Annotated in this window: 26 protein-coding genes; 15 read left to right on the forward strand and 11 right to left on the reverse strand. The window is 68.5% G+C overall.

All coding sequences use genetic code 11. The features are described from left to right. Positions 1 to 108: 108 nt before the first annotated feature. Positions 109 to 1,323 carry an NADP-dependent isocitrate dehydrogenase gene (locus KPL78_RS05615; protein ID WP_219761943.1) on the reverse strand — a complete coding sequence of 405 codons (1,215 nt, stop codon included), beginning with the start codon at positions 1,321 to 1,323 and terminating at the stop codon, positions 109 to 111. A gap of 558 nt (positions 1,324 to 1,881) precedes the next feature. Then, positions 1,882 to 2,868: an MBL fold metallo-hydrolase gene (locus tag KPL78_RS05620; RefSeq protein WP_219761944.1), complete on the reverse strand. Its 987-nt coding sequence runs from the start codon at positions 2,866 to 2,868 to the stop codon at positions 1,882 to 1,884. A 139-nt stretch (positions 2,869 to 3,007) separates the two neighbouring features. Between KPL78_RS05620 and KPL78_RS05625 the strand changes: the two genes are divergently transcribed. From KPL78_RS05625 to KPL78_RS05640, 4 genes are all read left to right on the forward strand, one after another. Further along, positions 3,008 to 3,178, forward strand: coding sequence for a hypothetical protein (locus KPL78_RS05625; protein ID WP_219761945.1), 171 nt, complete (start codon positions 3,008 to 3,010; stop codon positions 3,176 to 3,178). A 172-nt stretch (positions 3,179 to 3,350) separates the two neighbouring features. After that, on the forward strand, positions 3,351 to 4,562 hold the full coding sequence (locus tag KPL78_RS05630; RefSeq protein ID WP_219761946.1) for a flavin-dependent oxidoreductase: 1,212 nt from the start codon (positions 3,351 to 3,353) through the stop codon (positions 4,560 to 4,562). A gap of 80 nt (positions 4,563 to 4,642) precedes the next feature. Then, positions 4,643 to 4,852 (forward strand): DUF1127 domain-containing protein, encoded by a 210-nt coding sequence (locus KPL78_RS05635; RefSeq protein WP_219761947.1) that lies wholly within the window; start codon positions 4,643 to 4,645, stop codon positions 4,850 to 4,852. Positions 4,853 to 4,919: 67 nt separating this feature from the next. Next, the gene (locus KPL78_RS05640) at positions 4,920 to 5,693 is read left to right on the forward strand and encodes an enoyl-CoA hydratase (RefSeq protein WP_219761948.1); all 774 of its coding nucleotides are present in this window, start codon (positions 4,920 to 4,922) and stop codon (positions 5,691 to 5,693) included. A gap of 47 nt (positions 5,694 to 5,740) precedes the next feature. On the opposite strand, the gene KPL78_RS05645 is transcribed toward KPL78_RS05640, so the two are convergent. Next, on the reverse strand, positions 5,741 to 6,301 hold the full coding sequence (locus KPL78_RS05645) for a nucleoside 2-deoxyribosyltransferase (RefSeq protein WP_219761949.1): 561 nt from the start codon (positions 6,299 to 6,301) through the stop codon (positions 5,741 to 5,743). Between the two features lie 49 nt (positions 6,302 to 6,350). Here KPL78_RS05645 and KPL78_RS05650 point away from each other — a divergent pair, with 49 nt between their 5' ends. From KPL78_RS05650 to KPL78_RS05680, 7 genes are all read left to right on the forward strand, one after another. Next, positions 6,351 to 7,160, forward strand: a complete 810-nt coding sequence (locus tag KPL78_RS05650) for an alpha/beta hydrolase (protein WP_219761950.1) — start codon at positions 6,351 to 6,353, stop codon at positions 7,158 to 7,160. A gap of 51 nt (positions 7,161 to 7,211) precedes the next feature. Beyond that, a complete protein-coding gene (locus KPL78_RS05655) occupies positions 7,212 to 8,393 on the forward strand; it encodes an ABC transporter substrate-binding protein (protein WP_219761951.1) in 1,182 nt (393 codons plus the stop codon). Between the two features lie 94 nt (positions 8,394 to 8,487). Then, on the forward strand, positions 8,488 to 9,408 hold the full coding sequence (locus KPL78_RS05660; protein ID WP_219761952.1) for a branched-chain amino acid ABC transporter permease: 921 nt from the start codon (positions 8,488 to 8,490) through the stop codon (positions 9,406 to 9,408). Further along, positions 9,405 to 10,331: a branched-chain amino acid ABC transporter permease gene (locus KPL78_RS05665; RefSeq protein WP_219761953.1), complete on the forward strand. Its 927-nt coding sequence runs from the start codon at positions 9,405 to 9,407 to the stop codon at positions 10,329 to 10,331. The genes KPL78_RS05660 and KPL78_RS05665 overlap by 4 nt, the downstream gene beginning before the upstream one ends. Beyond that, positions 10,324 to 11,076: an ABC transporter ATP-binding protein gene (locus KPL78_RS05670; RefSeq protein ID WP_219761954.1), complete on the forward strand. Its 753-nt coding sequence runs from the start codon at positions 10,324 to 10,326 to the stop codon at positions 11,074 to 11,076. Before KPL78_RS05665 ends, KPL78_RS05670 begins: the two co-directional genes overlap by 8 nt. Next, entirely contained in the window at positions 11,076 to 11,777 is a 702-nt protein-coding gene (locus KPL78_RS05675) for an ABC transporter ATP-binding protein (RefSeq protein WP_219761955.1), read from the forward strand. Before KPL78_RS05670 ends, KPL78_RS05675 begins: the two co-directional genes overlap by 1 nt. A gap of 11 nt (positions 11,778 to 11,788) precedes the next feature. Next, positions 11,789 to 12,232, forward strand: a complete 444-nt coding sequence (locus KPL78_RS05680) for a cupin domain-containing protein (protein WP_219761956.1) — start codon at positions 11,789 to 11,791, stop codon at positions 12,230 to 12,232. A 282-nt stretch (positions 12,233 to 12,514) separates the two neighbouring features. Here KPL78_RS05680 and phoB read toward each other — a convergent pair whose 3' ends face one another. The 7 genes from phoB to KPL78_RS05715 all read right to left on the reverse strand — a co-directional run bounded on the left by phoB (position 12,515) and on the right by KPL78_RS05715 (position 18,763). Beyond that, positions 12,515 to 13,231 carry a phosphate regulon transcriptional regulator PhoB gene (phoB, locus tag KPL78_RS05685; protein WP_219761957.1) on the reverse strand — a complete coding sequence of 239 codons (717 nt, stop codon included), beginning with the start codon at positions 13,229 to 13,231 and terminating at the stop codon, positions 12,515 to 12,517. Positions 13,232 to 13,247: 16 nt separating this feature from the next. Further along, the gene (gene phoU / locus KPL78_RS05690) at positions 13,248 to 13,964 is read right to left on the reverse strand and encodes a phosphate signaling complex protein PhoU (RefSeq protein ID WP_219761958.1); all 717 of its coding nucleotides are present in this window, start codon (positions 13,962 to 13,964) and stop codon (positions 13,248 to 13,250) included. A gap of 19 nt (positions 13,965 to 13,983) precedes the next feature. Next, entirely contained in the window at positions 13,984 to 14,823 is an 840-nt protein-coding gene (pstB, locus tag KPL78_RS05695; protein WP_219761959.1) for a phosphate ABC transporter ATP-binding protein PstB, read from the reverse strand. 17 nt (positions 14,824 to 14,840) lie between these two features. Continuing rightward, complete coding sequence (gene pstA / locus KPL78_RS05700) at positions 14,841 to 15,734, reverse strand: phosphate ABC transporter permease PstA (RefSeq protein WP_219761960.1); 894 nt, start codon at positions 15,732 to 15,734, stop codon at positions 14,841 to 14,843. 4 nt (positions 15,735 to 15,738) lie between these two features. Further along, complete coding sequence (gene pstC / locus KPL78_RS05705; protein WP_219761961.1) at positions 15,739 to 16,707, reverse strand: phosphate ABC transporter permease subunit PstC; 969 nt, start codon at positions 16,705 to 16,707, stop codon at positions 15,739 to 15,741. Between the two features lie 63 nt (positions 16,708 to 16,770). Then, positions 16,771 to 17,787, reverse strand: coding sequence for a phosphate ABC transporter substrate-binding protein PstS (gene pstS / locus KPL78_RS05710; protein ID WP_219761962.1), 1,017 nt, complete (start codon positions 17,785 to 17,787; stop codon positions 16,771 to 16,773). Positions 17,788 to 17,977: 190 nt separating this feature from the next. After that, positions 17,978 to 18,763, reverse strand: a complete 786-nt coding sequence (locus tag KPL78_RS05715) for an enoyl-CoA hydratase-related protein (RefSeq protein ID WP_219761963.1) — start codon at positions 18,761 to 18,763, stop codon at positions 17,978 to 17,980. Positions 18,764 to 18,884: 121 nt separating this feature from the next. Between KPL78_RS05715 and KPL78_RS05720 the strand changes: the two genes are divergently transcribed. Further along, positions 18,885 to 20,588, forward strand: a complete 1,704-nt coding sequence (locus KPL78_RS05720) for a gamma-glutamyltransferase family protein (protein WP_219761964.1) — start codon at positions 18,885 to 18,887, stop codon at positions 20,586 to 20,588. Between the two features lie 119 nt (positions 20,589 to 20,707). Next, entirely contained in the window at positions 20,708 to 21,409 is a 702-nt protein-coding gene (locus KPL78_RS05725; RefSeq protein WP_219761965.1) for a DUF1194 domain-containing protein, read from the forward strand. Between the two features lie 13 nt (positions 21,410 to 21,422). On the opposite strand, the gene KPL78_RS05730 is transcribed toward KPL78_RS05725, so the two are convergent. Then, a complete protein-coding gene (locus tag KPL78_RS05730) occupies positions 21,423 to 22,559 on the reverse strand; it encodes a mandelate racemase/muconate lactonizing enzyme family protein (protein ID WP_219761966.1) in 1,137 nt (378 codons plus the stop codon). Positions 22,560 to 22,725: 166 nt separating this feature from the next. Between KPL78_RS05730 and KPL78_RS05735 the strand changes: the two genes are divergently transcribed. Together KPL78_RS05735 and KPL78_RS05740 are read left to right on the forward strand one after the other, a co-directional pair. Beyond that, complete coding sequence (locus KPL78_RS05735) at positions 22,726 to 22,932, forward strand: hypothetical protein (RefSeq protein WP_219761967.1); 207 nt, start codon at positions 22,726 to 22,728, stop codon at positions 22,930 to 22,932. Then, on the forward strand, positions 22,929 to 24,353 hold the full coding sequence (locus KPL78_RS05740) for an amidase (protein ID WP_219761968.1): 1,425 nt from the start codon (positions 22,929 to 22,931) through the stop codon (positions 24,351 to 24,353). Before KPL78_RS05735 ends, KPL78_RS05740 begins: the two co-directional genes overlap by 4 nt. The last annotated feature ends 245 nt before the right edge of the window (positions 24,354 to 24,598 follow it).

The following is a 24,598-nucleotide window of genomic DNA, read 5'->3' on the forward strand; positions in this document are numbered from 1 at the left end:
TTGGCGGGGTGGCTTGGAGGGGCGGAGCCCCTCCAACCTTCCGCCCGCAGCGGCCATTCGCGAATGGCCCTCGACACGGGACGGCCCTGGCGGGCCGCCCCTTGCGAATCAGGCCATCGCCTTCTTCAGGTTCTCGTCGATCTTCGCGAGGAACGCCTGGGTGTTCAGCCAGGGCTGGTCCTTGCCGATCAGGATGGCGAGGTCCTTCGTCATGTAGCCGCTCTCGACCGTGCTGACGCAGACCTTCTCCAGCGTCTCGGCGAAGGCGGTCACGTCCGGCGTGCCGTCGAACTTGCCGCGATAGGCGAGGCCGCGGGTCCAGGCGAAGATGGACGCGATCGGGTTGGTCGAGGTCTCGCGGCCCTTCTGGTGCTCGCGGTAGTGGCGGGTCACCGTGCCGTGGGCCGCTTCCGACTCAACGGTCTGCCCGTCCGGAGACAGCAGCACCGAGGTCATCAGGCCGAGCGAGCCGAAGCCCTGCGCCACGATGTCGGACTGCACGTCGCCATCGTAGTTCTTGCAGGCCCAGATGTAGCCGCCTTCCCACTTCAGCGCGGAGGCGACCATGTCGTCGATCAGGCGGTCCTCATAGGTCAGGCCGCGCTTCTCGTATTCCGCCTTGAACTCGGCGTCGTAGATGCCGCGGAAGATGTCCTTGAACTGGCCGTCATAGGCCTTGAGGATCGTGTTCTTGTGGCTGAAGTAGACCGAGAAGTTGCGCGCCAGACCGTAGTTGAACGACGCGCGGGCGAAGCCCTCGATCGACTTGTTGAGGTTGTGGATCATCATCGCCACGCCGCCGGTGGCGGGGAAGGGGAACTCGCCGATCTCCTGCGGGGCGCCGCCTTCGGGCGTGTAGGTCATCTTCACCGTGCCGGCGCCGGGGACCTTCATCTCGACCGAGCGGTAGATGTCGCCATAGGCGTGGCGGCCGACGACGATCGGCTTCGACCAGTGCGGCACCAGGCGCGGCACGTTCTGGCAGATGATCGGCTCACGGAAGATGGTGCCGTCGAGGATGTTGCGGATCGTGCCGTTGGGCGACCGCCACATCTTCTTGAGGCCGAATTCCTTCACGCGGGCCTCGTCCGGCGTGATGGTCGCGCACTTCACGGCGACGCCGTACTGCTTGGTGGCGTTGGCGGAGTCGACCGTGATCTGGTCGTCCGTCTCGTCGCGCTTCTGGATGCCGAGGTCGTAATACTTCAGGTCGATGTCGAGATAGGGGAGGATCAGCTTCTCCTTGATGAACCCCCAGATGATGCGGGTCATCTCGTCCCCGTCCATCTCGACGACGGGGTTCTTCACCTTGATCTTGGCCATGAGCTGTCCTCTGCCGGGCAAACGGATGCGGGTCGCGCCCCGGAGAGGGCGGCCGATGCGGGCGGAAATTGCACCGCCGCGACAAGGCGGGCAAGCCCGGCCGGCGGGAAAGGCCGTGACGCGCGCCCGGGGGATGGGTCGGGGCCTTTCTAAGGGCGAGCTGACTGCCCCGATATGTCCGCAGTGGACGTTGGTGGGGCCTTGCCCTTCCAAATCACCTCAGCAAAGGCCGAAAGGCCTCTGCAAACCTCAACTGGGTGTCGTGTGCCATTGGCGGAACGGGTGCCGAAACCCGCATTTGCGCAAGACGCGCGCCTGACGGTTGCAGAGTGCCCACTGTGCCCGGCGCCAGAAGACTGCGGTCCAGGATGCCCAGTATCCTGCCGGGGTGGTTCGGAGGGGCAGCGCCCCTCCGATGTCCGGCAGCGAAAGGTAGTGCCGGCACCGGCCCGCGCCCCCGCCCGGCCACCCGTCCGGGATGTCGTCGCCGGATGGTCGGCAGCGGACCGGTGCCCATCCGGGGTTGCGCAGGAGGGTAGCGCAGCCCCGAAGGCAGGATCAGCCGAGGCTGGTCACATCCATCGGCGCGGGCATCCAGGCATAGCCCTCGCCCTCCTTCGACACCCGTCCCAGGCCGGGCCAGGGGAAGTGATAGGAGAGCAGCATGGTCCGATCGGTTGCGAAGCGCTCCAGCGCCCGCGCCCGGGTCTGGGCTGACTGCTTCGGGTCCGTGTCGAAGGAGAATTCCAGCAACGGCCGGCGCAGCAGAAGCACCTGATGGTGCGCTAGGTCGCCCGTATAGACCATCGTGTTGTTGCCCTGGGTGATGGCGTAGATGGCATGCCCCACCGTATGCCCGGGTGCGGAAATGGCGGTGATGCCCGGCACGACTTCCCGACCGTCCTGAACCATCATCATGCGGTCCCGATAGGCGTTCAGGTTCTTCGTCGCCCCGCGGATGAAGGGCCCCATGAAGGCCGGGCCGCGGATATTGCCCTCATCCGTCCAATACTTCAGGTCAGCTTCGGTGACGGCGACCTGGGCATTGGGGAAGTTGCGGTTGCCGTTCGCATCCACCAGTGCCCAGCAATGGTCGCAATGGGCGTGGGAGAGGATGACGAGGTCGATCTGCGACGGCTCGATCCCTGCCGCCCGCATGTTGCGGATCAGCCGTCCGGTGGTCGGGCCGAACATCTGGCTGTCGGCGCCCATGCTGTCGCCCATGCCGGTGTCGAACAGGATGAGCTGCCGTCCGGTGTTGAGGATCAGCGCGTTCTGCTCAAGCACCGCGTTGGCGGGGTCGAGGAAATTCGCGCGCATCATGGCGTTGATCTCGCCCGGGCGGGCCCCGACGAAGGCATCCTCGGCCTTGCCGAGCGGCAGCGAGCCGTCCGACACGACCGTCGCCTCGTAGTCGCCGAACTTGAAGCGGTACCAGGCGGGCGCGCCGCGTCCGATCATGGGTGCGGCGGCTTCGGCACGGATCAGGGGCAGGGTCGCAGCAGCGAGCCCTGCGCCGAGAAGGGCGCGGCGGTTGATGCTCATGGATCGTTTCTCCCTTGCGGTTCGCCGTCATGCCGGTGGGCGACGCCGCGGCGGCAGGCTATCGTCACGCGACGCGGGAACGCCAGCGCGGCGTGTGCCCGATCTGGTCATGCTCGCGTGAGAGGATAAGGAGTTTCGCATGTTGCTGCGCATCGCTGGAATGGGCCTCGCCGGGCTCGCGCTGATGACCGCAACAGCCGCGCTGACGAGCGCCGCCCTGGTCGGGGCCGCCGCGGGGGCCTGCGTCGTGCGCCGGCGGGCCAAGGCACGGACGGCCTGGCCGGAGGAGAGCAAGACGGCCGAAGGGTGAGGCGGGGAGGGGCTTTGCCCCTCCCCGAAACCCCACCTCACCAAAGGCCGCAGGGCCTTTGGAAACCGATACCTGGTGCCGGGCGCGACGGGTGCGCCTGCGCCGCAAGGGCCTCCCCTGGGCGGCATGCAGCCGGTAAAGACACCATCGGCACAGCGGGGGAGAGGCCAGTATGCAGGTTCTGATCGCGGGCGGCGGGGTCGGCGGGCTCACCCTGGCCCTCTCGCTGCAGGAACGCGGCATCGCCTGCACCGTCTTCGAGGCCGCGCAGGAGATCCGCCCCCTCGGCGTCGGTATCAACACCCTGCCGCATGCCATCCGGGAACTCGCCGCTCTGGGGCTGCTCCCGGCCCTCGACGCCGTCGCCGTGCGGACGCGCGAACTGCGCTATCTGAACCGCTTCGGCCAGGAGATCTGGGTCGAACCGCGCGGCACCTGGGCCGGCCACGACGTCCCGCAATTCTCCATCCATCGCGGCCATCTGCATGAGGTGCTGTGGCAGGCGGCGCGCGAGCGCCTCGGCGCAGCGGCGGTCGTGACCGGTGCGCGTCTCGCCGGCTTCGCCCAGGATGAGGCCGGCGTCACCGCGACCTTCGCGGACGGCCGCATCGCGCGTGGCGATGTGCTGATCGGCGCCGACGGCATCCATTCCGTGCTGCGGTCCGCCTTGCATCCCGATGATGGCGGCATCCGCTGGAACGGCATCCAGATGTGGCGCGGCGCCATCGACTGGCCCGCCTATGAGGGCGGCGACACCATGATCGTCGCCGGCGACATGACCGAAAAGCTGGTCCTCTACCCCATTGCGCCCGGCGCGACGCCGGGCACGCGGCTGACCAACTGGGTCGTCTGCGCCCAGATCGGCGACCCCACCCGCCCGCCGCCGCGGCGCGAGGATTGGTCCCGGCCCGGGACGCTTGCCGAGGTGCTGCCGCATGTCGCGCGCTTCCGCATCCCTTTCCTCGATGTCGAGGCCCTGGTTCGCGCCACGCCGGAATTCTGGGAATACCCGATGTGCGACCGCGACCCGTTGCCCTTCTGGACACAGGGGCGGGTGACGCTGCTCGGGGATGCGGCGCATCCGATGTATCCGGTGGGGTCGAATGGTGCCTCCCAGGCCGTGCTGGATGCACGTTGCCTGGCGGCCCTGCTCGGCGGGGGTGATCCGGTCGCGGCCCTGGCCGCCTATGAGGCCGAACGCCTGCCCAAGACCGCCGAGATCGTCCGCAGCAACCGCAAGGGCGGGCCGGAACGGGTGGTCGATGTCGTCTCCGAACGCGCGCCCGATGGCTTCGATCGCATCGAGGACGTGATCGCGCGGGAGGATCTCGCCGCGATCGCCGGCGGCTATGCGCGCATGGCCGGATTCGCCACGCCGCGATAGCGCCACGCTTCGGCCCCGCCCGCACCATTGCCGGGCGCGACGACGCATCCTGTCCCCGAACAGAGGAACAGGAGCGCCGGATGATCACACGAAGCGAAGGCTGGACTGTCCCGTACGCGCCGCGAAAGGCGGGCGTCCTCGAGACGCTGCTCGCGGCGGTGGCGGCGGCCATGGAACGGCACCGCCAGCGGGCGCGCCTCGCCACGCTGGAACCCCGCCTGCTGCGCGACATCGGCGCAACCCTGGACGAGGCCCAGCGCGAGGCCAGCAAGCCCTGCTGGCGCCGCTGACCGCACGGCCCCTCTTTCCGACCGATCGGTCAGCGCGCAGCATGCGCGCACCGACGGAGGAAACGGCATGGCAGGACAGATGGATGTGCGGCGCTCGCATGACGGACGCGTTGCGCATGTGGCGGTGGATCACGACGCGAAGCTCAACACGCTGAACCCGGATCTGATGCGCGACTTCGCGCGGACCTTCGCGACGCTGGGCGAGGAGGATTCGCTTCGCGCCGTGGTGCTGACCGGCGCCGGGCCGCGGGCCTTCATCGGCGGCGCGGATATCGGCGTGATGGCGGCGGTGCAGGACCCGGCGGAGGGCGGCGCCTTCATCAGTCTGGTCCATGGTTGCTGCCGGGCCGTGCGGGACTGCCCGGTGCCGGTGATCGCGCGGGTGAATGGCTGGTGCCTTGGCGCGGGGCTGGAGATTGCGGCTGCCTGCGACCTGCGCATCGCCTCCGATGTCGCGAAGTTCGGCATGCCGGAGGTCCGCGTCGGCATCCCCTCGGTAGTCGAGGCCGCCTTGCTGCCCGGCCTGATCGGCTGGGGCCGCACCCGCCGGCTGCTGCTGCTGGCCGAGACCATCGACGCCGCCGAGGCCGCGGAATGGGGCCTGGTCGAAAAGGTCGTCGCCCCCGATGCGCTGGATGGTGCCGTGGAATCCTGGATCGACCTGCTGCTGGAAGCCGGCGCCGAGGCCATCCGGTCCCAGAAGGCTCTGATCCGCCGCTGGGAGGATCTGACCCACACCCAGGCCATCGAAGCCGGAATCGGAGCCTTCGCGGCGTCCTGGCATACCGATGAGCCGACGCGGATGCTCGGCGGCTTCATGGCACGAAAGAAGAAGGCGTAGCGCCGGATATCCTGGCCCGGAGTCCGCCTGGCGGGGCAGGGGCGCCGCTACTTCAGCGCTGCGAGCCTCGCGCAGCAGCGTTCGAAGGCCGTCAGGTCGTGCCAGCGCCGCCCTTCTGCCGGGTCGATTCGTTCGAAGGCGCCGCCGGCGGCGGCGATGCCGCCATCGATCATCAGGTTGTCGGCCAGGCCGAAATCCTCGAGGCCCATGGCCTCCGCGTCTTCCCAGCCGCCATCGTCGCGCGGCCGCGCCTCGCCCCCGAGGAAGGACCGCGTGCGATCCAGGAAATCCGCCGGTGCGTTGCTGTAGCCCATGACCGGCCGGCCCAGCGCCTTCATGAAGCCGAGCTCATAGACCGTCCCGGCATCGGCCGACGGTCCGCGGAAGGGCGTGAGGTTGGCGATCAGCGCGGCGCAGGACCGGATATGCGCCTCATTGCCCAGATAGATGCGCATCCAATAGGGGTGGTGGGCCGGCGGCGCCTGGGGCGGGGTGTCGAAGGGAAAGACCCCTTCCAGCCCATGGGCGGCGCAGATGCGCTTCTTCTCCGCCGCGATGTCGAGCGCGTCGGGCAGGAAGACTTCGGGACCGGCGAGGTAGACGCGCATGGCCCCATCCTGCCTTGCCGGCCGCCCCCATGCCATGGGAATGCAGGCCATGGACCTCGAAGCCGAATACAATAACCGCGCCCGCGTGCCCGACAGCGCTGCCATCATCGGCACCTGGGCCCGCGACGCGGCAGCCTTCCGTGCGGACTGGTCGCGCAGCACGCTCGACATCCCCTACGGGGAGGGGCCGCGGGAGCGATTCGACCTGTTCGAAGCCGAGGTGCCCGGACCGGTCGCCATGTTCATCCATGGCGGCTACTGGCAGGCGCTGGACAAGTCCTTCGGCAGCCATTGGGCGCGCGGGCTGGCGATGCGCGGCGTGACCGTCGCGGTGCCCTCCTATGATCTCTGCCCCAACGTGCCGCTGCGGCGGATCGTCGAGCAGATGCGCGCCGCCTGCATCACCCTGCACCGGCGGACGGAGCGTCGGCTGCTGGTGGTGGGGCATTCGGCGGGCGGGCACTTGGCCGCGATGCTGATGGCGACCGACTGGGCGGCGATCGACCCGTCCCTGCCGCCCCGGCTGGTGGGCGCGGCGCTGCCGGTCTCCGGGGTGTTCGAGCTGGAACCGGTGATGGGCACCAGCGTCGGCCGTGGCCTGAACCTGACGCCCGAGGAAGCCCGCGCCTTGTCGCCGCGCTGGATGCGCCCGGCGATCGGGGAGCTACACGCCGTAGTGGGCGGGGCCGAAAGTGCCGAGTTCATCCGGCAGACCATCGACTTCGCCGCCGCGTGGCGCGGCAGCGCGGAGGAAATCCCCGACGCCAACCACTTCACCGTGCTCGAACCCTTCCCCGATCCGGCCCATGCCCTGGTGTCCTTCGCCGCCGACATGGCGGGGCGGCTTGCGCCCGGCTGACGGATCGCGCTTAACAGGGATGTGAAACCGGGCAATCGCAGGGGAACTTCCATGGTCGGGATCGGACGTCGCGGACTTCTGGGCGGAACCACGGCGCTGCTGGCGGCACCCGCCATCCTGCATGCGCAGCCGGCGGGCGGCGTGAAGATCGGCGTGGTCGCCGTGCAGACCGGCCCGCAGGCCGCGCTCGGGAACCAGTTGAAGGAGGGCTTCGCCCTCGGCCTGCGCCATCTGGACGGCAAGCTCGGCGGCCTGACCGCTGAGACCGTCCTGATCGACGACGAGCTGAAGCCCGATGTGGCCGTGACCAAGGTCCGCGCCGCGCTGGAGCGCGACAAGGTCGACTTCGTGGTGGGCGTCGTCTTTTCGAACATCCTGCAGGCGATCATCCGCCCGGTGACCGAGAGCGGCACCATCCTGATCAGCACCAATGCCGGCCCGTCCACCTTCGCCGGCCGAGGCTGCAATCCGAACTTCTTCACCACCTCCTACAACAACGACCAGGTCCATTCGGTGATGGGCCAGGCGGCGCAGGATGCGGGCTACAAGCGCGTCTTCGTCATGGTGCCGAACTACCAGGCCGGGCGTGACGCGGTCGCCGGCTTCAAGTCGAAGTTCCAGGGCGAGGTGGTGGACGAGGTGTTCGTCCCGCTGACCCAGCTCGATTTCTCGGCCGAGCTCGCGAAGATCGCAGCCGCGCGGCCCGATGCGATCTTCACCTTCATGCCGGGTGGCCTGGGCGTGAACCTGGTGCGGCAGTATCGGCAGGCGGGGCTCGCGACGATCCCCTTCCTGTCGACCTTCACCGTGGATGAGGCGACGCTGCCCGCGCAGGGCGATGCGGCGCTGGGCTTCTATTCGGCGGCGTCCTGGGCGCCGAACATGGACAACCCGCAGAATGTGAAGTTCGTGAACGACTACGTCGCCGCGCACAATGCGGTGCCGGCGACCTATGCCGCGCAGGCCTATGACGCGGCGATGCTGCTGGACAGCGCGATCCGTCGCGTGAACGGCAACCTTGCCGGCAAGGACGCCCTTCGCGCCGCGATCCAGGCGGCCGATTTCCGATCGGTGCGCGGGCCGTTTAAATTCGGCGTGAACCACTATCCGGTGCAGGATTTCTGGCTGCTCAAGGTCGGCCGCCGCGCCGATGGCAAGCTGGAGACGCAGACCGAGCGCAAGATCTTCGCCGACGCGGTCGATCCCTACGCCGCCGAATGCCGCATGCGGTGATGCCCTTCGCGCGACACGGCGCGAATGGTGCGGCGCCCGCAGCGCGCCGCACCTTGGCAGCGCCTGACCGGCGCAGGCGCGTCAGGAGCGATGCGTGACGACCCAACTGCTGCTGGTGCAGGCCCTGAACGGCCTGCAACTGGGCATCCTGCTGTTCCTGGTCGCGGCGGGGCTGACGCTGGTCTTCGGGGTGATGGACTTCATCAACCTGGCCCACGGCGTGCAGTACATGCTGGGGGCCTATCTCGGTGCCTCGCTGGCCGCCGCGACAGGGTCCTTCTGGTGGGGGCTGGTGCTGGCGCTGCCGGCGGCGCTGCTCGCCGGATTGCTGCTGGAGGTGCTGGTGTTCCGGCACCTCTATGCGCGGGACCATCTGGCGCAGGTGCTCGCGACCTTCGGGGTGATCCTGTTCCTCAATGAGGGCGTGAAGCTGGTCTGGGGCGCCGCACCGCTGCAGGTCCCGATCCCGGCGCTGTTGCAGGGTGGCGTGGAAATCATGCCCGGCCTGCAGTACCCCATCTATCGCATCGCGGTGCTGGTCGCCGGCGTCGCGACGGCCTGCGGGCTGTGGTGGCTGGTCGAGCGCACCCGCGCTGGCATGCTGGTGCGCGCGGGCGCGAGCAATGCGCCGATGGTCTCGGCCCTGGGTGTTGATATCGGGCGGCTGTTCACTCTGGTCTTCGCCTTTGGCGCGATGCTGGCGGGCTTCGCCGGCGTGCTGGCCGGGCCCATCTTCTCGGTCGAACCCGGCATGGGCGACAATGTGCTGATCCTTGCCTTCGTGGTGATCGTGATCGGCGGGATCGGGTCGATCCGCGGGGCCTTCATCGCCGCGTTGCTGGTGGGGCTGATCGACACGCTCGGCAAGTCGTTGATGCCGGATCTGATGCGACTGTTCCTCGATGCGTCCGCGGCCCGGCAGACGGGCGCGGCGCTGGCCTCGATGCTGGTCTACATCGCCATGGCGGCGATCCTCGCCTTCCGGCCCGCCGGGCTGTTCCCGGTCCGGGCATGATGCGCGGCGTCTGGCTGCCGCTGCTGGCGTTGGCCGCGCTGGCCATAGCACCGCTGGCGGGGTTCTCGGCGTCCTATGAGATGACGCTGATGGCGCGTGCGATGATCCTCGCCATGGCGGCGGTATCGCTGTCCTTCCTGGTGGGGGGGGCAGGGCTGGTCAGCCTGGGACATGCGGCATCCGTCGGGGTCGGTGCCTATGCGGTCGCGATCCTCGACGCGAATGGCTTCACCGATGCGGCGCAGGTGCTGCCCGTCGCGATCGGCGCCGCGGCGATCTTTGCATTGCTGACCGGGGCCATCGCGATCCGCACCTCCGGCGTGCATTTCATCATGATTACCCTGGCTTTCGGGCAGATGGCCTTCTTCACGGCGTCGTCGCTTTCGGCTTATGGGGGGGATGACGGCTACACTCTGTACTCCCGCACCGAGGTCGCCGGCGCGCGGCTGCTCGAGAACCGTCTCGCCTTCCACTACATCTGCCTGGGCCTGCTGGCGGCGAGTTGGGCGGTGGCGTCGATGCTGCTCGCATCCCGCTTCGGCCGCGTGCTGCGCGCGGCGCGCGAGAATGCCCAGCGCGCCGAGGCTGTCGGCTTCACCCCCTATCCCTATCGCTTGGTCGGTTATGGCATCGCCGGCGCGATGGCTGGCGTGGCGGGCGTATTGCTGGTCAATGCGACGGAGTTCGTCTCTCCCGCCATGCTGTCCTGGCAGCGTTCGGGCGAGCTGCTGTTCATGGTCATCCTGGGCGGGGTGGGGCGGTTGTGGGGAGCGATCCTCGGCGCCCTGGTCTTCGTCGGGCTGGAGACCTGGCTTGCCGAGCTGACCCCGCATTGGAAGATGATCTTCGGTCCGCTGCTGGTGGTATCGGTCATCGCGCTGCGCGGCGGGCTGGCCGGGCTGGTGGCGCCGCGTCATGGCTGAGTCGCTGCTCGCCCTGCGTGACCTCCGCAAGCACTACGGCGGCCTGGCCGTGACGGATGGCGTGACGCTCGACGTCCTGCCCGGCGAGATCCACGCCATCATCGGCCCGAACGGGGCGGGCAAGACGACGCTGATCCATGAGATCACGGGCGTTGTCGCTCCGGATTCGGGGCAGGTGGTGTTCGCGGGCCGCGACGTGACGCGGCTGTCCCTGCCGCGCCGGGCGCGGGCAGGCCTCGCGCGCAGCTTCCAGATCACCAGCGTGGTGGCGGGGTTCTCGGCGCTGGAGAACGTCGCGCTGGCGGCGCAGGCGCGCGCCGGGTCGTCCTTTCGCTTCTTCCGCCCCGCCGCCAGCGAACGTGCGCTGAACGAGGCCGCGATGGCGGCTCTGTCAGAAGTGGGCCTGGCCGACCGCGCCGCTGTGCCGGCAGGCGCGTTGAGCCACGGCGAGAAGCGCGCCCTCGAGATCGCCATCGCACTCGCCACCCAGCCACGGCTGTTGCTGCTCGACGAGCCGCTGGCCGGCGCGGGACCGGAAGAGACCGAGCGCCTCATCGCCCTGCTGACCCGGCTGAAGGCCGCCTACACCATCCTGCTGGTGGAGCACGACATGCAGGCGGTCTTCGCGCTGGCCAACCGTATCTCCGTCCTCGTCTATGGCCGCGTCATCGCGACGGGGACCGTCGCCGAAATCCGTGCCAACGCCGAGGTCCGCGCCGCTTATCTGGGCGAGGACGACGCCTGATGCTGGCGGTCGACACCCTGCTCGCCGGCTATGGCGAAAGCCGCGTGCTGCACGGCGTCTCCTTCGCCATCGGGGCGGGGGAAGTGGTGACCCTGCTCGGCCGCAACGGCATGGGCAAGACGACAACGGTGCGCGCCATCATGGGGCTCATCGCGCCACAGGGCGGGCACGTGACCTTCGACGGTGAGGACATCACGGGCCGCAGGCCCCATCGCATCGCCCGGCACGGCATCGGCCTGGTCCCTGAAGGCCGCCAGATTTTCCCGACCCTGACGGTCGAGGAAAATCTGGTCGCGACCGCCGCCAACCGTTCGGGTGGTACCCCGCGCTGGACGCTGGCCGAGACACTGGCGCTGTTCCCTCGCCTCGCGGAACGCCGCCGCAACCTCGGCGCGCGGCTGTCGGGGGGCGAGCAGCAGATGCTCGCCATCGGCCGCGCGCTGATGACCAACCCGAAGCTGCTCATCCTCGACGAAGCCACCGAGGGCCTGGCCCCCATCATCCGCGCCGAGATCTGGGCCGTGCTGGCGACGCTGCGCGCCGAGGGCCTCGCCATCCTGCTGATCGACAAGAACCTCGCCGCCATCCTCAAGCTCGCCGACCGCCATGTGGTGATCGAGAAGGGCAGGGTGGTCTGGACCGGCGCCAGCGAAGCCCTTTCCGCCGCGCCGGAAGTGCGCGACACCTATCTCCACGTCTGAGGGAGGCGAGCATGACCGTATTGAGCGCAGGGGTGACCAAGGCCGGCGAGGGCCTGGACGGCATTACCTGGAACATCCTGGGCCAGACCTACAAGCCGGTCGCCCATGGCGAGTCCTGCTTCGCCTTCGACACGCTGTTCCCCGACGGCACTTTCGTCCCCCCGCACATCCATGCCACGCAGGACGAATTCATCCGCGTGCTGGAAGGCCGCTTCGACCTGGTGCTGGACGGTCAGGCGATGACCGCGACGGCGGGCGACCTGATCCGCATGCCGATGGGCATCATGCACGGCATCTTCAACAAGTCAGGCGCGCCGGTGCGGGCGCTGTTCTGGGTGTCGCCGGCGAGGGACCTCTTCACCCTGTTCACGCGCATCCACAATGTGGCGGACCCGGCCGAGGTGGTGCGGATCGCGGCGGAGCATGAGGTGGAGTTCCTGCCACCGCCCGGCTGATGGGAATTGGAGGGGCTCTGCCCCTCCAAACCACCTCGCCAAATGATGAATCATTTGGAAAGCCGGATACCTGGCATCGGGCAGCAGCGACCGCCAGCGCCCCGTAACGCGCTTCCGGCGCAAATGCGGGTCCCGGCATCCATTCTGCCGGCGGAGGACGGCGCCAAGCGGAGGTCTCCAACGGCCTTCGCCGTTGCGAATGCCCATCGACGCTGCGGAGCAACGCCAGACCTGTGACGGGGAGAGGTCTGGAGAGGGGCAAAGCCCCTCTCCAATGCGCGTTCAGTGGTCTTCCGCGTCCAGCGCGTATCCGGCCGACCGCACGGTGCGGATCAGGTCCGCCTCGTGGTCCCCGTTGATCGCCTTGCGCAGCCGGCGGATATGCACGTCGACCGTGCGCGGCTCGACATGGATGTCGCGCCCCCACACCGCGTCCAGAAGCTGCTCGCGGGTGAAGACCCGGCCCGGATGCTGCAGGAAGAACTCCAGCAGCCGGTACTCCGTCGGGCCCAGGTGCAGCGCGCGCCCGTCGCGGCTCACGCGATGCGCGTCCTGGTCCATGGTCAGGTCGCGATAGGTCAGCGTCCCCTTCGCCGCGGCGCCGCCGGACCGTCGCAGCAGCGCCCGGATGCGGGCCAGCAGCGAGTCCATCACGAAGGGCTTCGCGATGTAGTCGTCCGCGCCGGTATCGAGCGCGCGCACCGCATCCTGATCCTCGGTGCGCGCGGTCACCATGATGATCGGCAGATCCCGCGTTCCGGGGCGGCGGCGGAGCTGGCGGCACACCTCGATGCCCGACAGCGCCGGCAGCATCCAGTCGAGCAGCACGAGGTCGGGTCGCGCCTCGGAGACGCGCAGCAGCGCCTCCTGGCCATCGGCCGCCTCATCCACCTTGAAGCCTTGCTTCTCAAGGTTGTAGCGCAGCAATGTCATCAGCGGCGCCTCGTCCTCGACCACCAGGATGGTGGGCTTGGCGAGGGTGGAATAGGCCTCGGCCATGGGCGCTCCCTCGGGGTTATTCGCCGGCCGGCCTGACCACCGCGAAGGCCGACTGATCGGCCTTCGGACGTTCGTCAGGCAGGCTGTCACCGCGCACCGCGTAGTAGATGCGTTCGGCGATATTGGTCGTGTGATCGCCGATCCGCTCCAGATTCTTCGCGATGAACAGCATATGGGTCGCCGCGGTGATGTTGCGCGGGTCTTCCATCATGAAGGTCAGCAGCTCGCGGAAGATGCCGTTGTAGATGGCGTCCACCGGCTCGTCGGCTTCCCACACGCGTCGGGCGGCCTCCGCGTCGTTGTTCACAAGGGCGTCCATGGCGGCCTTCAGGTTCTCCTGAACCAGATGTGCCATCCGCTCGAAGCCGTTGAGGCTGCCGATGGAGGTCTGGGACGCCAGTACGATCGACCGCTTCGCGCCGTTGGCGGCATAGTCGCCAATGCGTTCCAGGTCGTTCGACGCCTTCATGGCCGCGATGATGACGCGCAGATCGGCGGCCATGGGCTGCCGCAGGGCAAGCAGCTTCACGCAGAAGGCCTCGATCTCGCGTTCCAGCGCGTCGATCTGGACGTCGCGCTGCACCACCTCGGCGGCGAGTTCGGTGTCGCGACGCACCAGCGCGCGGGTCGCATCCGCCACCTGGCGCTCGGCGAGGCCGCCCATGCGCGCGGTCATGTCGCGCAGCTTGCGGAGATCCTCGTCGTAGCTGCGGACGATATGTTCAGTGGGCATGTCCGTGTCCTCTCTCCGGTCAGCCGAAGCGACCGGTGATGTATTCCTGGGTCTTGGCGTGCTTCGGCGCGGTGAACATCTGCGCCGCCGGCGCCACCTCGATCAGCTCGCCGAGGTAGAAGAAGGCGACCTGGTCGGCGCAGCGCGCCGCCTGCTGCATGTTGTGCGTGACGATCACGATGGTGAAGTCGCGCTTCAGCTCGTCGATCAGCTCCTCGATCTTCAGGGTCGAGATCGGGTCGAGTGCGGAGGTCGGCTCGTCGAACAGGATGACTTCCGGGCGCACCGCGATGGTGCGCGCGATGCACAGGCGCTGCTGCTGGCCGCCCGAGAGGCCGAGGGCGGAGGCATCAAGCCGGTCCTTCACCTCGTCCCAGATCGCCGCGCGGGACAGCGCCCATTCGATGCGTTCATCCATCTGGGCGCGGGACAGCTTCTCATGGAGGCGGATGCCGAAGGCGATGTTCTCGTAGATCGTCATCGGGAAGGGGGTCGGCTTCTGGAACACCATGCCGATCTTGGCGCGCAGCGCGTTGAGATCGGTGTCGTGGCCGACGATGTTCATGCCGTCGATCATCGCCTCGCCGGTCGCGCGCTGGCCGGGGTACAGGGAGTACATCCGGTTCAGCACCCGCAGCAGGGTCGACTTGCCGCAGCCCGACGGCCCGATCATGCCGGTGACCTGGCGTTCGGGGATGTTGAAGTCGATGCTCTTCAGGGCGCGGTTGTCACCGTAGAAGAAATCGAGGTTCTTGATGGCGATGCGCGGCGGATTCAGCGCGACCTCGGAGCGCGCCTGGACGCCCCCGAAGCTCTGGTTGCCGGTCTCGGTGGTGCCGGTCTCGGTCGTGCTCGACATGGGGTTCTTCCTTGCGCTCACTTGCGGCCGCGCAGCAGGGTGCGCGCCAGGACGTTGAGGCTGAGCACGCCGAGCGTGATCAGCAGGGCGCCGGCCCAGGCCAGCGCGATCCAATCCTCGAAGGGCGAACCTGCCATCGAGTAGATGGTGATGGGCAGGCTCGCCATCGGCTTGGTCAGGTCGATCGACCAGGCATTGTTGCCGAGCGAGGTGAAGAGCAGCGGCGCCGTCTCGCCGGCCACGCGGGCGATGGCGAGCAGGATGCCGGTGATGATGCCCGACAGCGCCGACTTCCAGCAGATGAAGACGATCATCTTCCACTTGGGCGAGCCGAGGCCGATCACCGCCTCGCGCAGGGTATTCGGGATCAGGGTCAGCATGTCCTCGGTGGTGCGGACCACCACCGGGATGACGATGACCGCGAGTGCGACCACGCCGGCCCAGCCCGAGAAGCCGCCGAAGGGCAGCACGAGGATCTGGTAGACGAACAGACCGATCAGGATCGAGGGCGCGGAGAGCAGGATGTCGGAGACGAAGCGGACCAGGTCCCCGAACTTCGACCCGCGGGCGTATTCGGCGAGGTAGGTGCCGACCAGCATGCCGATCGGCGTGCCGATCAGTGTGCCGAGCGAGGCCTGGATCAGGCTGCCCACGATGGCGTTGAGCAGGCCGCCCTCGGAGCCCGGCGGCGCGGTCACCTGGGTGAAGACCCGCAGGTTCATCGCCTCGAACCCGCGATAGGTCAGGGTGATCAGGATCGAGGCGAGGAAGGCGAGGCCGACCAGCGTCGCGCCGACGCAGAGCGAGCGGATGATGATGTCGACCCGCTTGCGGCGGCGGCCGAGCGCGGCCGCGACCTCCGGGTCCTTGCGCGGGCCGGGCACGGCCCCGGCGGAGAGGGAGATGCTCATCGGGTCAGGCCTTCAGCCGCGAGCGCAGCAGGTAGCGCGAGGTTGCCAGGACGATGAAGGACAGCACGAAGAGGATGAAGCCGAGGGCCAGCAGCGAGGCGAGCTTGAGGCTGCCGGTCTCGCTCTCGCCGAATTCCAGCGCGACGAGGGAGGCGATGGTGTTGCCAGGCCCGAACAGGCTGGTCGTGATGCGGTTCGCATTGCCGATGACGAAGGTGACCGCCATCGTCTCGCCGAGGGCGCGGCCGAGGCCGAGCATGATGCCGCCGACCACCGAGACGCGAGTGTAGGGCAGCACCACGCCCTTCATCACTTCCCAGGTTGTCGCGCCGAGGCCGTAGGAGCTTTCCTTGTAGACCGGCGGCACCTGCAGGAAGACGTCGCGCATGGTCGCCGCGATGAAGGGCAGGATCATGATCGCGAGGATGAAGGCCGCGGTGAAGATGCCCGTGCCGAAGGGCGCGCCCTGGAACAGGAAGCCGATCAGCGGCAGCGCCCCGAAATTGTCGATGATCCAGGGCTGCAGATGTGCCGCGAAGGCCGGCGCGATCACGAAGAAGCCCCACATGCCATAGATGATCGACGGCACAGCGGCGAGCAGCTCGATGGCCGTGCCGACCGGGCCGCGCAGCCAGGCGGGCGCGAGCTCCGTCAGGTAGAAGGCGACGCCGAAGGCGAGCGGCACGGCGAACAGGATGGCGAGCACCGCGGTCACGATGGTGCCGTAGATCGACACGCCGGCGCCGAAGACCTCCTGCACCGGATCCCACTCGGTGGACCACAGGAACGGGAGCCCAAAGGCGCGAAACGCCGGCAGGCCGGCGATGAACAATTCGACGATGATGGCGCCGAGCAGCGCCAGGACGAGAATGCCTGAGCCCCTGCAGGCCCATTCGAAGATCGTGTCGCCCAGATTGCCGCCGCTGCGCGCGGCGGCAGGCACTGGGGTTGCGGCGGTGGCTGCCTGGCTCACGTCATCTGCCCGTCTGGAGGAAAGGGAAGGGGCCTGGCCCTGCGGCCAGACCCCCGATCAGCTTCAGGCGCCGAACTGGGTCGCCCAGGCGGCGCGGATCGCCGTCTTGGTCGCCTCGGGCAGAGGAATGTATTCGAGCTCGCGCGCCATCGCGTCGCCGTTGCTGTAGGCCCAGTCGAAGAACTTGCGGACATTGGCGTTGCGCGCCGCATCCGACGGGTTCTTCGGCAGCAGGATGAAGGTCGGCGAGACGATAGGCCAGGACGTCGCGCCAGCCTGGTCGATGATGTTCGCCGCGAAGCCCGGCACGTTCCAGTCCGCGTTGGAGGCAGCGGCGAGGAAGTTTTCCATGGTCGGCTTCACGAAGTTGCCGGCCTTGTTGCGCAGCTGCGTCGTGATCAGGTTGTTGCGCGTCGCATAGGCGTTCTCGACATAGCCAATGCCGCCGCGCGTGTTGCGCACGCCACCGGCCACACCCTCATTGCCGCGGGCGCCGTTGCCGGCCGACCAGCGCACCGAAGTCGCCGCACCGACCTTGTCCTTCCATTCGGCGGACGTCGCCGAGAGGTAGGAGGTGAAGATGAAGGTCGTGCCCGACCCGTCCGCGCGATAGACCGGGGCGATCGCCAGCGCCGGGAGGGTCAAGCCGCGGTTCATCTCGGCGATGCGGGCGTCGTTCCAGCGGTTGATCTTGCCGAGGTAGATGTCGGCGATGATCTCGCCGGTCAGCTTGAGCTGGTCGACCTCGACGCCCGGGATGTTCACGATCGGCACGACCGAGCCCATCACCGAGGGGAACTGCATCAGGCTCGCCTCGTTTAGCTGAGCCTCGGTCAGCGGCGCGTCGGTGGCGCCGAAATCGACCGTGCGGTTCTTGATCTGGTTGATGCCGGCACCCGAGCCGACCGACTGGTAGTTGAGCTGGATGCCGACCGCGCTGCGGGCAGCCTCGGCCCACTTCTGGTAGATCGGGTTCGGAAAGGACGCGCCGGCGCCCGTGATCTGTGCGCCCTGGGCGCGAGCGGCGAGGGGAAGGGTCAGCGCCGCACCGGCGCCGAGAAGGATGGTCCGCCTGTTCACAGGGACTTCTCCATGTCAGTTGCACGGGCAACCGCCGATCGCGGGTGCCGACGCCCGGGCTTCTAGGCTGGCCGAAAGACCTCCCGATTGCAGTTGTGTGAAGGTTCGATGACAGGAAGGGAGACAAGTGTGTCACTCATCCCTGCTCTGCGGTGCGCGCGGGCGGGGCTGTGACCCCACCCGCTGGAACTCACTTATACCATGCCGGCCGGCGCTTTTCACGGAAGGCCGCAAGGCCTTCCTTCCCATCGGCGGAGGCCCGCTGCATCCAGGATTCATGGGCGAGCAGAGACATCTCCCGGGCCGAGAGCTTCAGGCCATTCGCCCCCAGGAATGAATCCTTGGTCATGGCGATCGCGCTCGGCGCGGACAGCATGGTCTGGTCGATGATCTCGGCGAGACGGGCCTCGGCCTTGTCCGCATCGACGACCTCGTGGACGAGACCGATTCGCAGCGCCTCGGCGGCATCGAAGCGTTCCCCGGTCAGGGCGTAGCGGCGGGTGTGACGCAGCCCCATGGCATGGACCATGTGGGTGCTGATTGGCGTCGGCGCCACGCCGACCCGTACCTCGGTCAGGCCGAAGATCGCCGCCGGCGTCGCGATCGCCACATCGACGCAGCACACTACGCCGCAGCCGCCGCCGAAGCAGGCACCATGCACCAGGGCGAAGGTCGGCTTAGGGAATTCGTTGAGCTTCTGCATGGCCGTGGTGGTGGCCATCGACGCCAGATAGGCCTGTTCCGGGCCATAGGTCGCGGCCTTGGCCAGCCAGTCGAGATCCGCCCCGGCCTGGAAATGCTTGCCCGCCCCGCGGATGACCAGCGCCCGGACCGAGTCGTCGTCATGCAGCGAGTCCAGCCCCTCGATCAGCGCGCCGAGCAGGTCCTCGTCATAGGCATTGCCCTTGGCGGGTTTGTTCAGCGTCGCGGTGGCGATGCCGCGATCGTCGACCGACAGCAGTACGGGCTTGGCCATGGCGGTTCTCCCTTTGTAAGGCACCGCGCATCCTTGCCGCCCGAAGGTGCTGCGCCAACCCACCGTTGACGCATAGCCGTGGCGCGCCGAGGCTTCGCCCGCGCACAAGGAGGCCGATGCCATGGCCAGCACCCGTCCCACCCTCTCCGGACCGCGTCACGCCGTCTCGGCGGGTCATTACCTGGCCGCCTCCGCCGGCGCCGCGGTACTGGAAGCGGGCGGCAACGCCGTGGATGCCGGCTGCGCGGCGGGCATCGCACTCGGCGTGGTGTTGCCGGACCTGGTGAATGTGGGCGGCGTCGCGCCCATCCTGATCCGCATGGCCGACGGTACGGTCGAGACCATTGCCGGCCTCGGCCATTGGCCGCGGTCACTGCCGCCCGACATCTTCATGCGCGAGCATGGCGGCAAGATCCCCAACGGCGTGCGCCGCACCGTCGTCCCCGCCGCGCCGGATGCCTGGATTACCGCGCTGGAACGCCATGGCACCATGGGCTTCGGCGATGTCGCCCAATACGCCATCCGCTATGCCGGCGAAGGCTTCGCCGTCTTCCCCCTGCTTGCCGAGACGGTCGCGCTGCACCTCGCCGACTATCAGAAGTATCCCTCCAACGCGGCGATCTACCTGCCGGGCGGCAAGCCCCCCGAGGTCGGGTCCCGCTTCGTGCAGTCCGACCTGGCCCGCACGCTCTCCTACATGGTCGCGGAGGAGAAGCGCGCCGCCGCCAAGGGCGGGCGCATGGCCGGCCTCGCCGCGGCCCATGCCGCCTTCTACCGTGGCGACATCGCTCGGGAGATCGTGAAGTTCATCCAGGCCGAGGGCGGCTTCCTGTCCATGGAGGACATGGAAGGCTTCCGCTCCCGCCTCGAGCCCGCGGTGCAGAAGCCCTGGCGCGGCCATACCCTGCTGACCTGTGGCCCCTGGTGCCAGGGCCCGGCGCTGGCCGAGGCGCTGCTGCTGATGGAACGGGCCGGCTTCTCCGGCATGGCGCATAACTCAGCGGACTACCTGCACCTGCTGACCGAATGCGTGAAGATCGCCATGGCCGATCGCGAATACCATTTCGGCGATCCGCTCTTCACCCAGGTGCCGCTCGACGGGCTGCTCTCGACGGACCATCTTGATGCCCGGATCGCGCAGATCGACCCGAAGCGGGCGCATCCGACGATGTACGATCCGCTGCTCGGACAAGGGAAGCCGGCGGACGGGCCGCAGCGGACCGACCTGCCGAAGGTCGAGGCCGATACCTCCTACGTCGCGGTGGTCGATCGCTGGGGCAATGCCTTCAGCGCGACGCCGTCCGACGGGTCGTGGAACTCGCCGGTGGTGCCGGGGCTCGGCCTGGTGCCGTCCAACCGCGGCAGCCAGTCGCGGCCGGACGCGGCGCATCCCTCGGGCGTGGCGCCCGGCAAGCGGCCGCGGCTGACGCCGAACCCGGCCATGCTGGTCACGGAAGATGGCGGCGTCATGCCCTTCGGCACGCCGGGCGGCGATGTGCAGATCCAGGCGATGCTGCAGGTCATGCTGAACGTCTTCCATTTCGGCATGGAACTGCAGGATGCGATCGAGGCACCGCGCCTCGCCTCCTATGCCTTCCCGTCCTCCTTCGCGCCCTTCGACTATTTCCCGGGCCGCATCGCCGTCGAGGCGCGAATCCCGCAATCGGTGCGCGACGACCTCGCCGCGCGCGGGCACGAGGTGAAGGAATGGCCGGAGATGACCTGGCTCGCCGGCAGCGTCGAGGCGGTGATGTCCGATCCGAAGGTTGGGCTGGTGCGGGCCGGGGCGGATCCACGGCGTCCCGCCTACGCCATCGCGGGGTGAGTAGGGATGCGTTGGAGAGGGGCTTTGCCTTTCCCCAACGCGCCATCCCGACGATCACTCTGCCGCGATCAACGCCCCAGCCCCCTCCGCGGGCATGGTCCTTGCGTTAAGGACCGCCCATGGACCCGAATGATCCGCCCCGCCGGGCGCTGCTGGGACTGCCGGCCGCACTTGCCCCTAGCCTTGCCACCGCGCAATCCATGCCCGAGGTGGACCTGCTGCTGGTCCTCGCCATGGACGCCTCGGGCTCCATCGACACGGAGGAATTCCGGCTGCAGCGCGAAGGCCTCGCCTCCGCGCTCACCGACCCGGCGATCATCCAGTTGGCGACGGCCGGTCGCAACCGATCCATCGCCCTCGCCCTGGTGGAATGGGGCAGCCCAGGCGGGGCGATGACGGCGTTGAACTGGATGCGGCTGCAGGATGCCGACTCTGCCGCGACCATCGCGCAGGCCATCCGCGCCGCGCCGCGCTCCCTGCAATCCTACAATGCCATCGGCGATGCCATCGCCCATGCGACGGCGCTCATCCAGACCGCGCCCTTCCGCAGCGAGGACCGCGTCATCGACGTCGCAGGAGACGGGCCGGACCTGCGATCCCTGCTGCCGGCACCGCAGGCGCGCGACCGCGCGGTCGCCCGGCACATCACGGTGAACGCGCTCGCCATCGAGGTCTCGCCTGTCACCCGCTTCGGCGTGCCGCTGAGTGAGCACTACGAACGCGACGTGATCGGCGGCGACGGGGCCTTCGTCATGGTTGCGCAGACGCGGGCCGATTTCGCCCGCGCCATCCGCGCCAAGCTGATGCGCGAGATCGCCTGACGCGGCGCGCCCCTCACACGTAGCCCGGGCCCTCGATCGCCGGATAGGCGGCGAGGAAGGCCTCGTCGATCTCCACGCCGATGCCCGGTGCCTCGTTGGGGCGGACGGTCCCGTCGGCGCCGATCGCCCAGGGCGTGCTGCCCAGCTCGTCGCGGAAGCGGTTAGCCCTGGAGATGTCGGCCTCGAAATACCCGCCATTCTCGATGGCGGCGAGGAAGTGGATCGACGCCGCCTGGTTCACCCCGCTCATCGAGGAATGCGGGTGGATCGGGATCTTGAAGGCGGAGGCCATGCCGGCGATGCGCAGCGCCTCGGTGATGCCGCCGCATTTCGACAGGTCGGGCTGCCAGATGGTGATGACGCCGTCTTCCAGCACGCGGGTGAACTCGAAGCGGGTGAAGTGGTTCTCGCCCGCCGCGAGTGGCGTCACGCCATAGCCCCGCGCCTGCGCATAGCGATGATGGTCATGGGCGGGGAAGGGCTCTTCCAGCCAGCCGATGTTCAGCCGGTCCATTTCCGGCATCACCTGCCGCACCTGCTCGATGGAATAGCCGATATTGGCATCGGTCAGGATGGCGAGATCCTCGCCGAAGGCGGTGCGCACCGCTTCCATCCGGGCGATGTCGTCCTTCACCGTGTCGCCGACGCGCAGCTTCACCGCCTTGTAGCCGGCCTCGATATGGGGCGAGGCCTCGTCGATCAGCGCCGCCGGATCCTGGTAGCCGAGCGCGACGCCGCCCGCATAGGCCGGCACCGCCCGGCCCGATCCGCCGAGCAGCTTGTAGAGTGGCAGGTTCAGCGCCTTCGCCTTGGCATCCCACAGCGCCATGTCGATGCCCGACATCGCCATGGCGCAGGCCGCGCCCATGCCGTGGCTGGCGAGCTGGTACTGGTAGATGCGCGCATTGATGCCGGTGGTGTCGAAGGCGTCCATGCCGAGGATCAGGCCACGCAGCGTCGTCTGGATCAGCGTCGCGATGGCGGTGTGCGCGCGGCCGTGATGGCTCTCGCCCCAGCCGACGATGCCGTCCTCCGTGGTCACCTTCACCATCACCGCGTCGCGCTTCACGGCTTGGCCGATGCCGAGGCGCGGACCGCCCTGCGGCAGCGGGAAGGAGGTCGGGAAGGCCCGGACATCGACGATCTTCATGGCTGCGTTTCCTCGTTCTTCTTAGGTGCTGGCCGGTGCCGAAGGCGGATGGCACCGTTCGGTGCAATCCCGAGCGGGCTCTCAGGCTGCCAGTGGGGCACGGGGTTTGCAAACACGGCCCCTCGGCGCCGGCAGGACGCGGCGCAGCACAGGAGCGAACGACAGCATGGCGACGGATCCGGTTCCCCAGATCGCGGAGGCGATCCGCCTCTGGTCCGGCGTGACCTGCCCCAATGCGGCGGGCAAGCGCGGCCTCGAGGATTTCTGCGCCCTCATCAAGGATTTCGAGGCCCAGCGCGGCACGCTGGTCTTCGAGGACGAACCCTCCACCTTCGAAGCCGCGCTGCGCGCCGAGGCGGAGAGCGAGGCATGAGCGCGATCCTCGACGACCTGGCGCTGCTCTCGGTGACCGGGGCCGCGGATGCCTTCGCGAAGGGCGAAGCCAAGGCCGAGGCGCTGGTTTCCGCCTGCCTCGCGCGCATCGACGCGCATGACGTGAAGGTGAACAGCGTCATCCGCCTCGATCGCGAGGCCGCGCTGGAAGCGGCGCAGGCGCTCGATAAGGCGCGCGCTGCGGGGGAGAAGCCCGGTCCGCTCGCCGGCGTGCCGATGATGCACAAGGACATGTACTACCGCGCGGGCAAGGTCAGCACCTGCGGGTCGAAGATCCGCCGCGACTTCAAGCCTTCCGTCACCGCGACGGTGTTGCAACGCCTGGATGCAGCCGGTGCCATCGACATGGGCACGTTGAACATGGCGGAGTTCGCGCAGAACCCGACCGGCCACAACGCGCATTACGGCGATTGTCACAATCCGTGGAGCCTGCCCTATTGCACGGGCGGGTCATCCTCCGGGTCCGGTGCCGGCGTGGCAGCGCGCTTCTTCGCTTGTGCGCTCGGTTCCGATACCGGCGGGTCGATCCGCCTGCCGGCCGGCATCTGCGGCGTGACCGGCATCAAGGGCACGCAGACGCGCGTGCCTCGCACCGGCGTGATGCCGCTCTCCTTCTCCATGGACAATGTCGGGCCGCTGACGCGCACCGCGCGCGATGCGGCGCGCGTCATGACGGTGATCTCCGGTGCCGATGGCACCGACCAGACCGCTGCACCGGAATCCGTCCCGGACTATGAGGCCGCGCTGACCGGCGACATCAGCGGCCTGCGCATCGCCGTGCCGCGCGAATGGTTCTTCTACAAGGCCGACGACATCGTCGTGAAGACCTTCGAGGCGGCGCTCGAGGTGCTCAAGGCGCGTGGCGCGACGGTGGACTACGTCTCGGCGCCGTCGCTCGCTGCCATCGGCACCTACACCGCCGTCATCAGCCGCGTCGAAGGCGCCACCATCCACGCCAACTGGATGCGCGAGCATCCGGGCGACTACGCCATCCATCTCTCGGGTCGTCTCTTCGGCGGCTACGCGATCCCCGGTCACTACTACCTGGAAGCCCTGTCGCGCCGCGGCCCGCTGCTCCGTCAGTTCTGCAAGGAGGCGATGGCGGACTACGACATCGTCGCCACGCCAACCCTGCGCATGCGCGTGCCGACGCTCGCCGAGACCGACATCGACAAGGACGCCGAGGCGAACTGGGCGCGCCACATGGTGGTCTCGGCCAATACGCGGCCCTTCAACTATCTCGGCCTGCCGACAGTCAGCATCCCGGTCGGCTTCGACGATCGCGGCCTGCCGGTCGGCATGCAGCTTTCGGCACGGCCCTTCGGGGAAGCGAAGGCGCTGAAGGTCGCCGATGCCTATCAGCGCGACACCGATTGGCACGCGCGGGTGCCGACTCTGTAGAGTCCGGGCGGACCGGAGAGGGGCTTCGCCCCTCTCCGGACCTTGGCGGCAGTGCCGCCAAGCCCACCAAAGGCCACAGCGCCTTTGGAAACCGATACCTGGCGCTGGGCGAGGCGTGTGTTTCGCGATGCCGGCAGGTCCGCGGCGCATGGTGCCCGATCGTTCTTCTCGGCCTTGGGCGGCAGGGATGTTCTGTCCCGTTCCAATGCGCTTGGTGCGCAAGGGCGGGTTGCGGCACGTGTCCT

The organism is Roseomonas alba, from assembly GCF_019430885.1.
GTDB lineage: Bacteria > Pseudomonadota > Alphaproteobacteria > Acetobacterales > Acetobacteraceae > Neoroseomonas > Neoroseomonas alba.

Excerpts from the sequence above, each read along its gene's own strand:
- KPL78_RS05675 (WP_219761955.1), top strand. The coding sequence starts at position 11,076 with ATGCTGGCGGTCGACACCCTGCTCGCCGGCTATGGCGAAAGCCGCGTG.
- KPL78_RS05655 (WP_219761951.1), top strand. The coding sequence starts at position 7,212 with ATGGTCGGGATCGGACGTCGCGGACTTCTGGGCGGAACCACGGCGCTG.
- KPL78_RS05730 (WP_219761966.1), bottom strand. The coding sequence starts at position 22,559 with ATGAAGATCGTCGATGTCCGGGCCTTCCCGACCTCCTTCCCGCTGCCG.
- KPL78_RS05645 (WP_219761949.1), bottom strand. The coding sequence starts at position 6,301 with ATGCGCGTCTACCTCGCCGGTCCCGAAGTCTTCCTGCCCGACGCGCTC.
- KPL78_RS05715 (WP_219761963.1), bottom strand. The coding sequence starts at position 18,763 with ATGGCCAAGCCCGTACTGCTGTCGGTCGACGATCGCGGCATCGCCACC.
- KPL78_RS05680 (WP_219761956.1), top strand. The coding sequence starts at position 11,789 with ATGACCGTATTGAGCGCAGGGGTGACCAAGGCCGGCGAGGGCCTGGAC.
- KPL78_RS05735 (WP_219761967.1), top strand. The coding sequence starts at position 22,726 with ATGGCGACGGATCCGGTTCCCCAGATCGCGGAGGCGATCCGCCTCTGG.
- KPL78_RS05630 (WP_219761946.1), top strand. The coding sequence starts at position 3,351 with ATGCAGGTTCTGATCGCGGGCGGCGGGGTCGGCGGGCTCACCCTGGCC.
- KPL78_RS05615 (WP_219761943.1), bottom strand. The coding sequence starts at position 1,323 with ATGGCCAAGATCAAGGTGAAGAACCCCGTCGTCGAGATGGACGGGGAC.
- KPL78_RS05670 (WP_219761954.1), top strand. The coding sequence starts at position 10,324 with ATGGCTGAGTCGCTGCTCGCCCTGCGTGACCTCCGCAAGCACTACGGC.
- KPL78_RS05720 (WP_219761964.1), top strand. The coding sequence starts at position 18,885 with ATGGCCAGCACCCGTCCCACCCTCTCCGGACCGCGTCACGCCGTCTCG.
- KPL78_RS05635 (WP_219761947.1), top strand. The coding sequence starts at position 4,643 with ATGATCACACGAAGCGAAGGCTGGACTGTCCCGTACGCGCCGCGAAAG.
- phoB (WP_219761957.1), bottom strand. The coding sequence starts at position 13,231 with ATGGCCGAGGCCTATTCCACCCTCGCCAAGCCCACCATCCTGGTGGTC.
- phoU (WP_219761958.1), bottom strand. The coding sequence starts at position 13,964 with ATGCCCACTGAACATATCGTCCGCAGCTACGACGAGGATCTCCGCAAG.
- KPL78_RS05665 (WP_219761953.1), top strand. The coding sequence starts at position 9,405 with ATGATGCGCGGCGTCTGGCTGCCGCTGCTGGCGTTGGCCGCGCTGGCC.
- pstA (WP_219761960.1), bottom strand. The coding sequence starts at position 15,734 with ATGAGCATCTCCCTCTCCGCCGGGGCCGTGCCCGGCCCGCGCAAGGAC.
- KPL78_RS05650 (WP_219761950.1), top strand. The coding sequence starts at position 6,351 with ATGGACCTCGAAGCCGAATACAATAACCGCGCCCGCGTGCCCGACAGC.
- KPL78_RS05625 (WP_219761945.1), top strand. The coding sequence starts at position 3,008 with ATGTTGCTGCGCATCGCTGGAATGGGCCTCGCCGGGCTCGCGCTGATG.
- KPL78_RS05620 (WP_219761944.1), bottom strand. The coding sequence starts at position 2,868 with ATGAGCATCAACCGCCGCGCCCTTCTCGGCGCAGGGCTCGCTGCTGCG.
- KPL78_RS05725 (WP_219761965.1), top strand. The coding sequence starts at position 20,708 with ATGGACCCGAATGATCCGCCCCGCCGGGCGCTGCTGGGACTGCCGGCC.
- KPL78_RS05740 (WP_219761968.1), top strand. The coding sequence starts at position 22,929 with ATGAGCGCGATCCTCGACGACCTGGCGCTGCTCTCGGTGACCGGGGCC.
- pstB (WP_219761959.1), bottom strand. The coding sequence starts at position 14,823 with ATGTCGAGCACGACCGAGACCGGCACCACCGAGACCGGCAACCAGAGC.
- KPL78_RS05640 (WP_219761948.1), top strand. The coding sequence starts at position 4,920 with ATGGCAGGACAGATGGATGTGCGGCGCTCGCATGACGGACGCGTTGCG.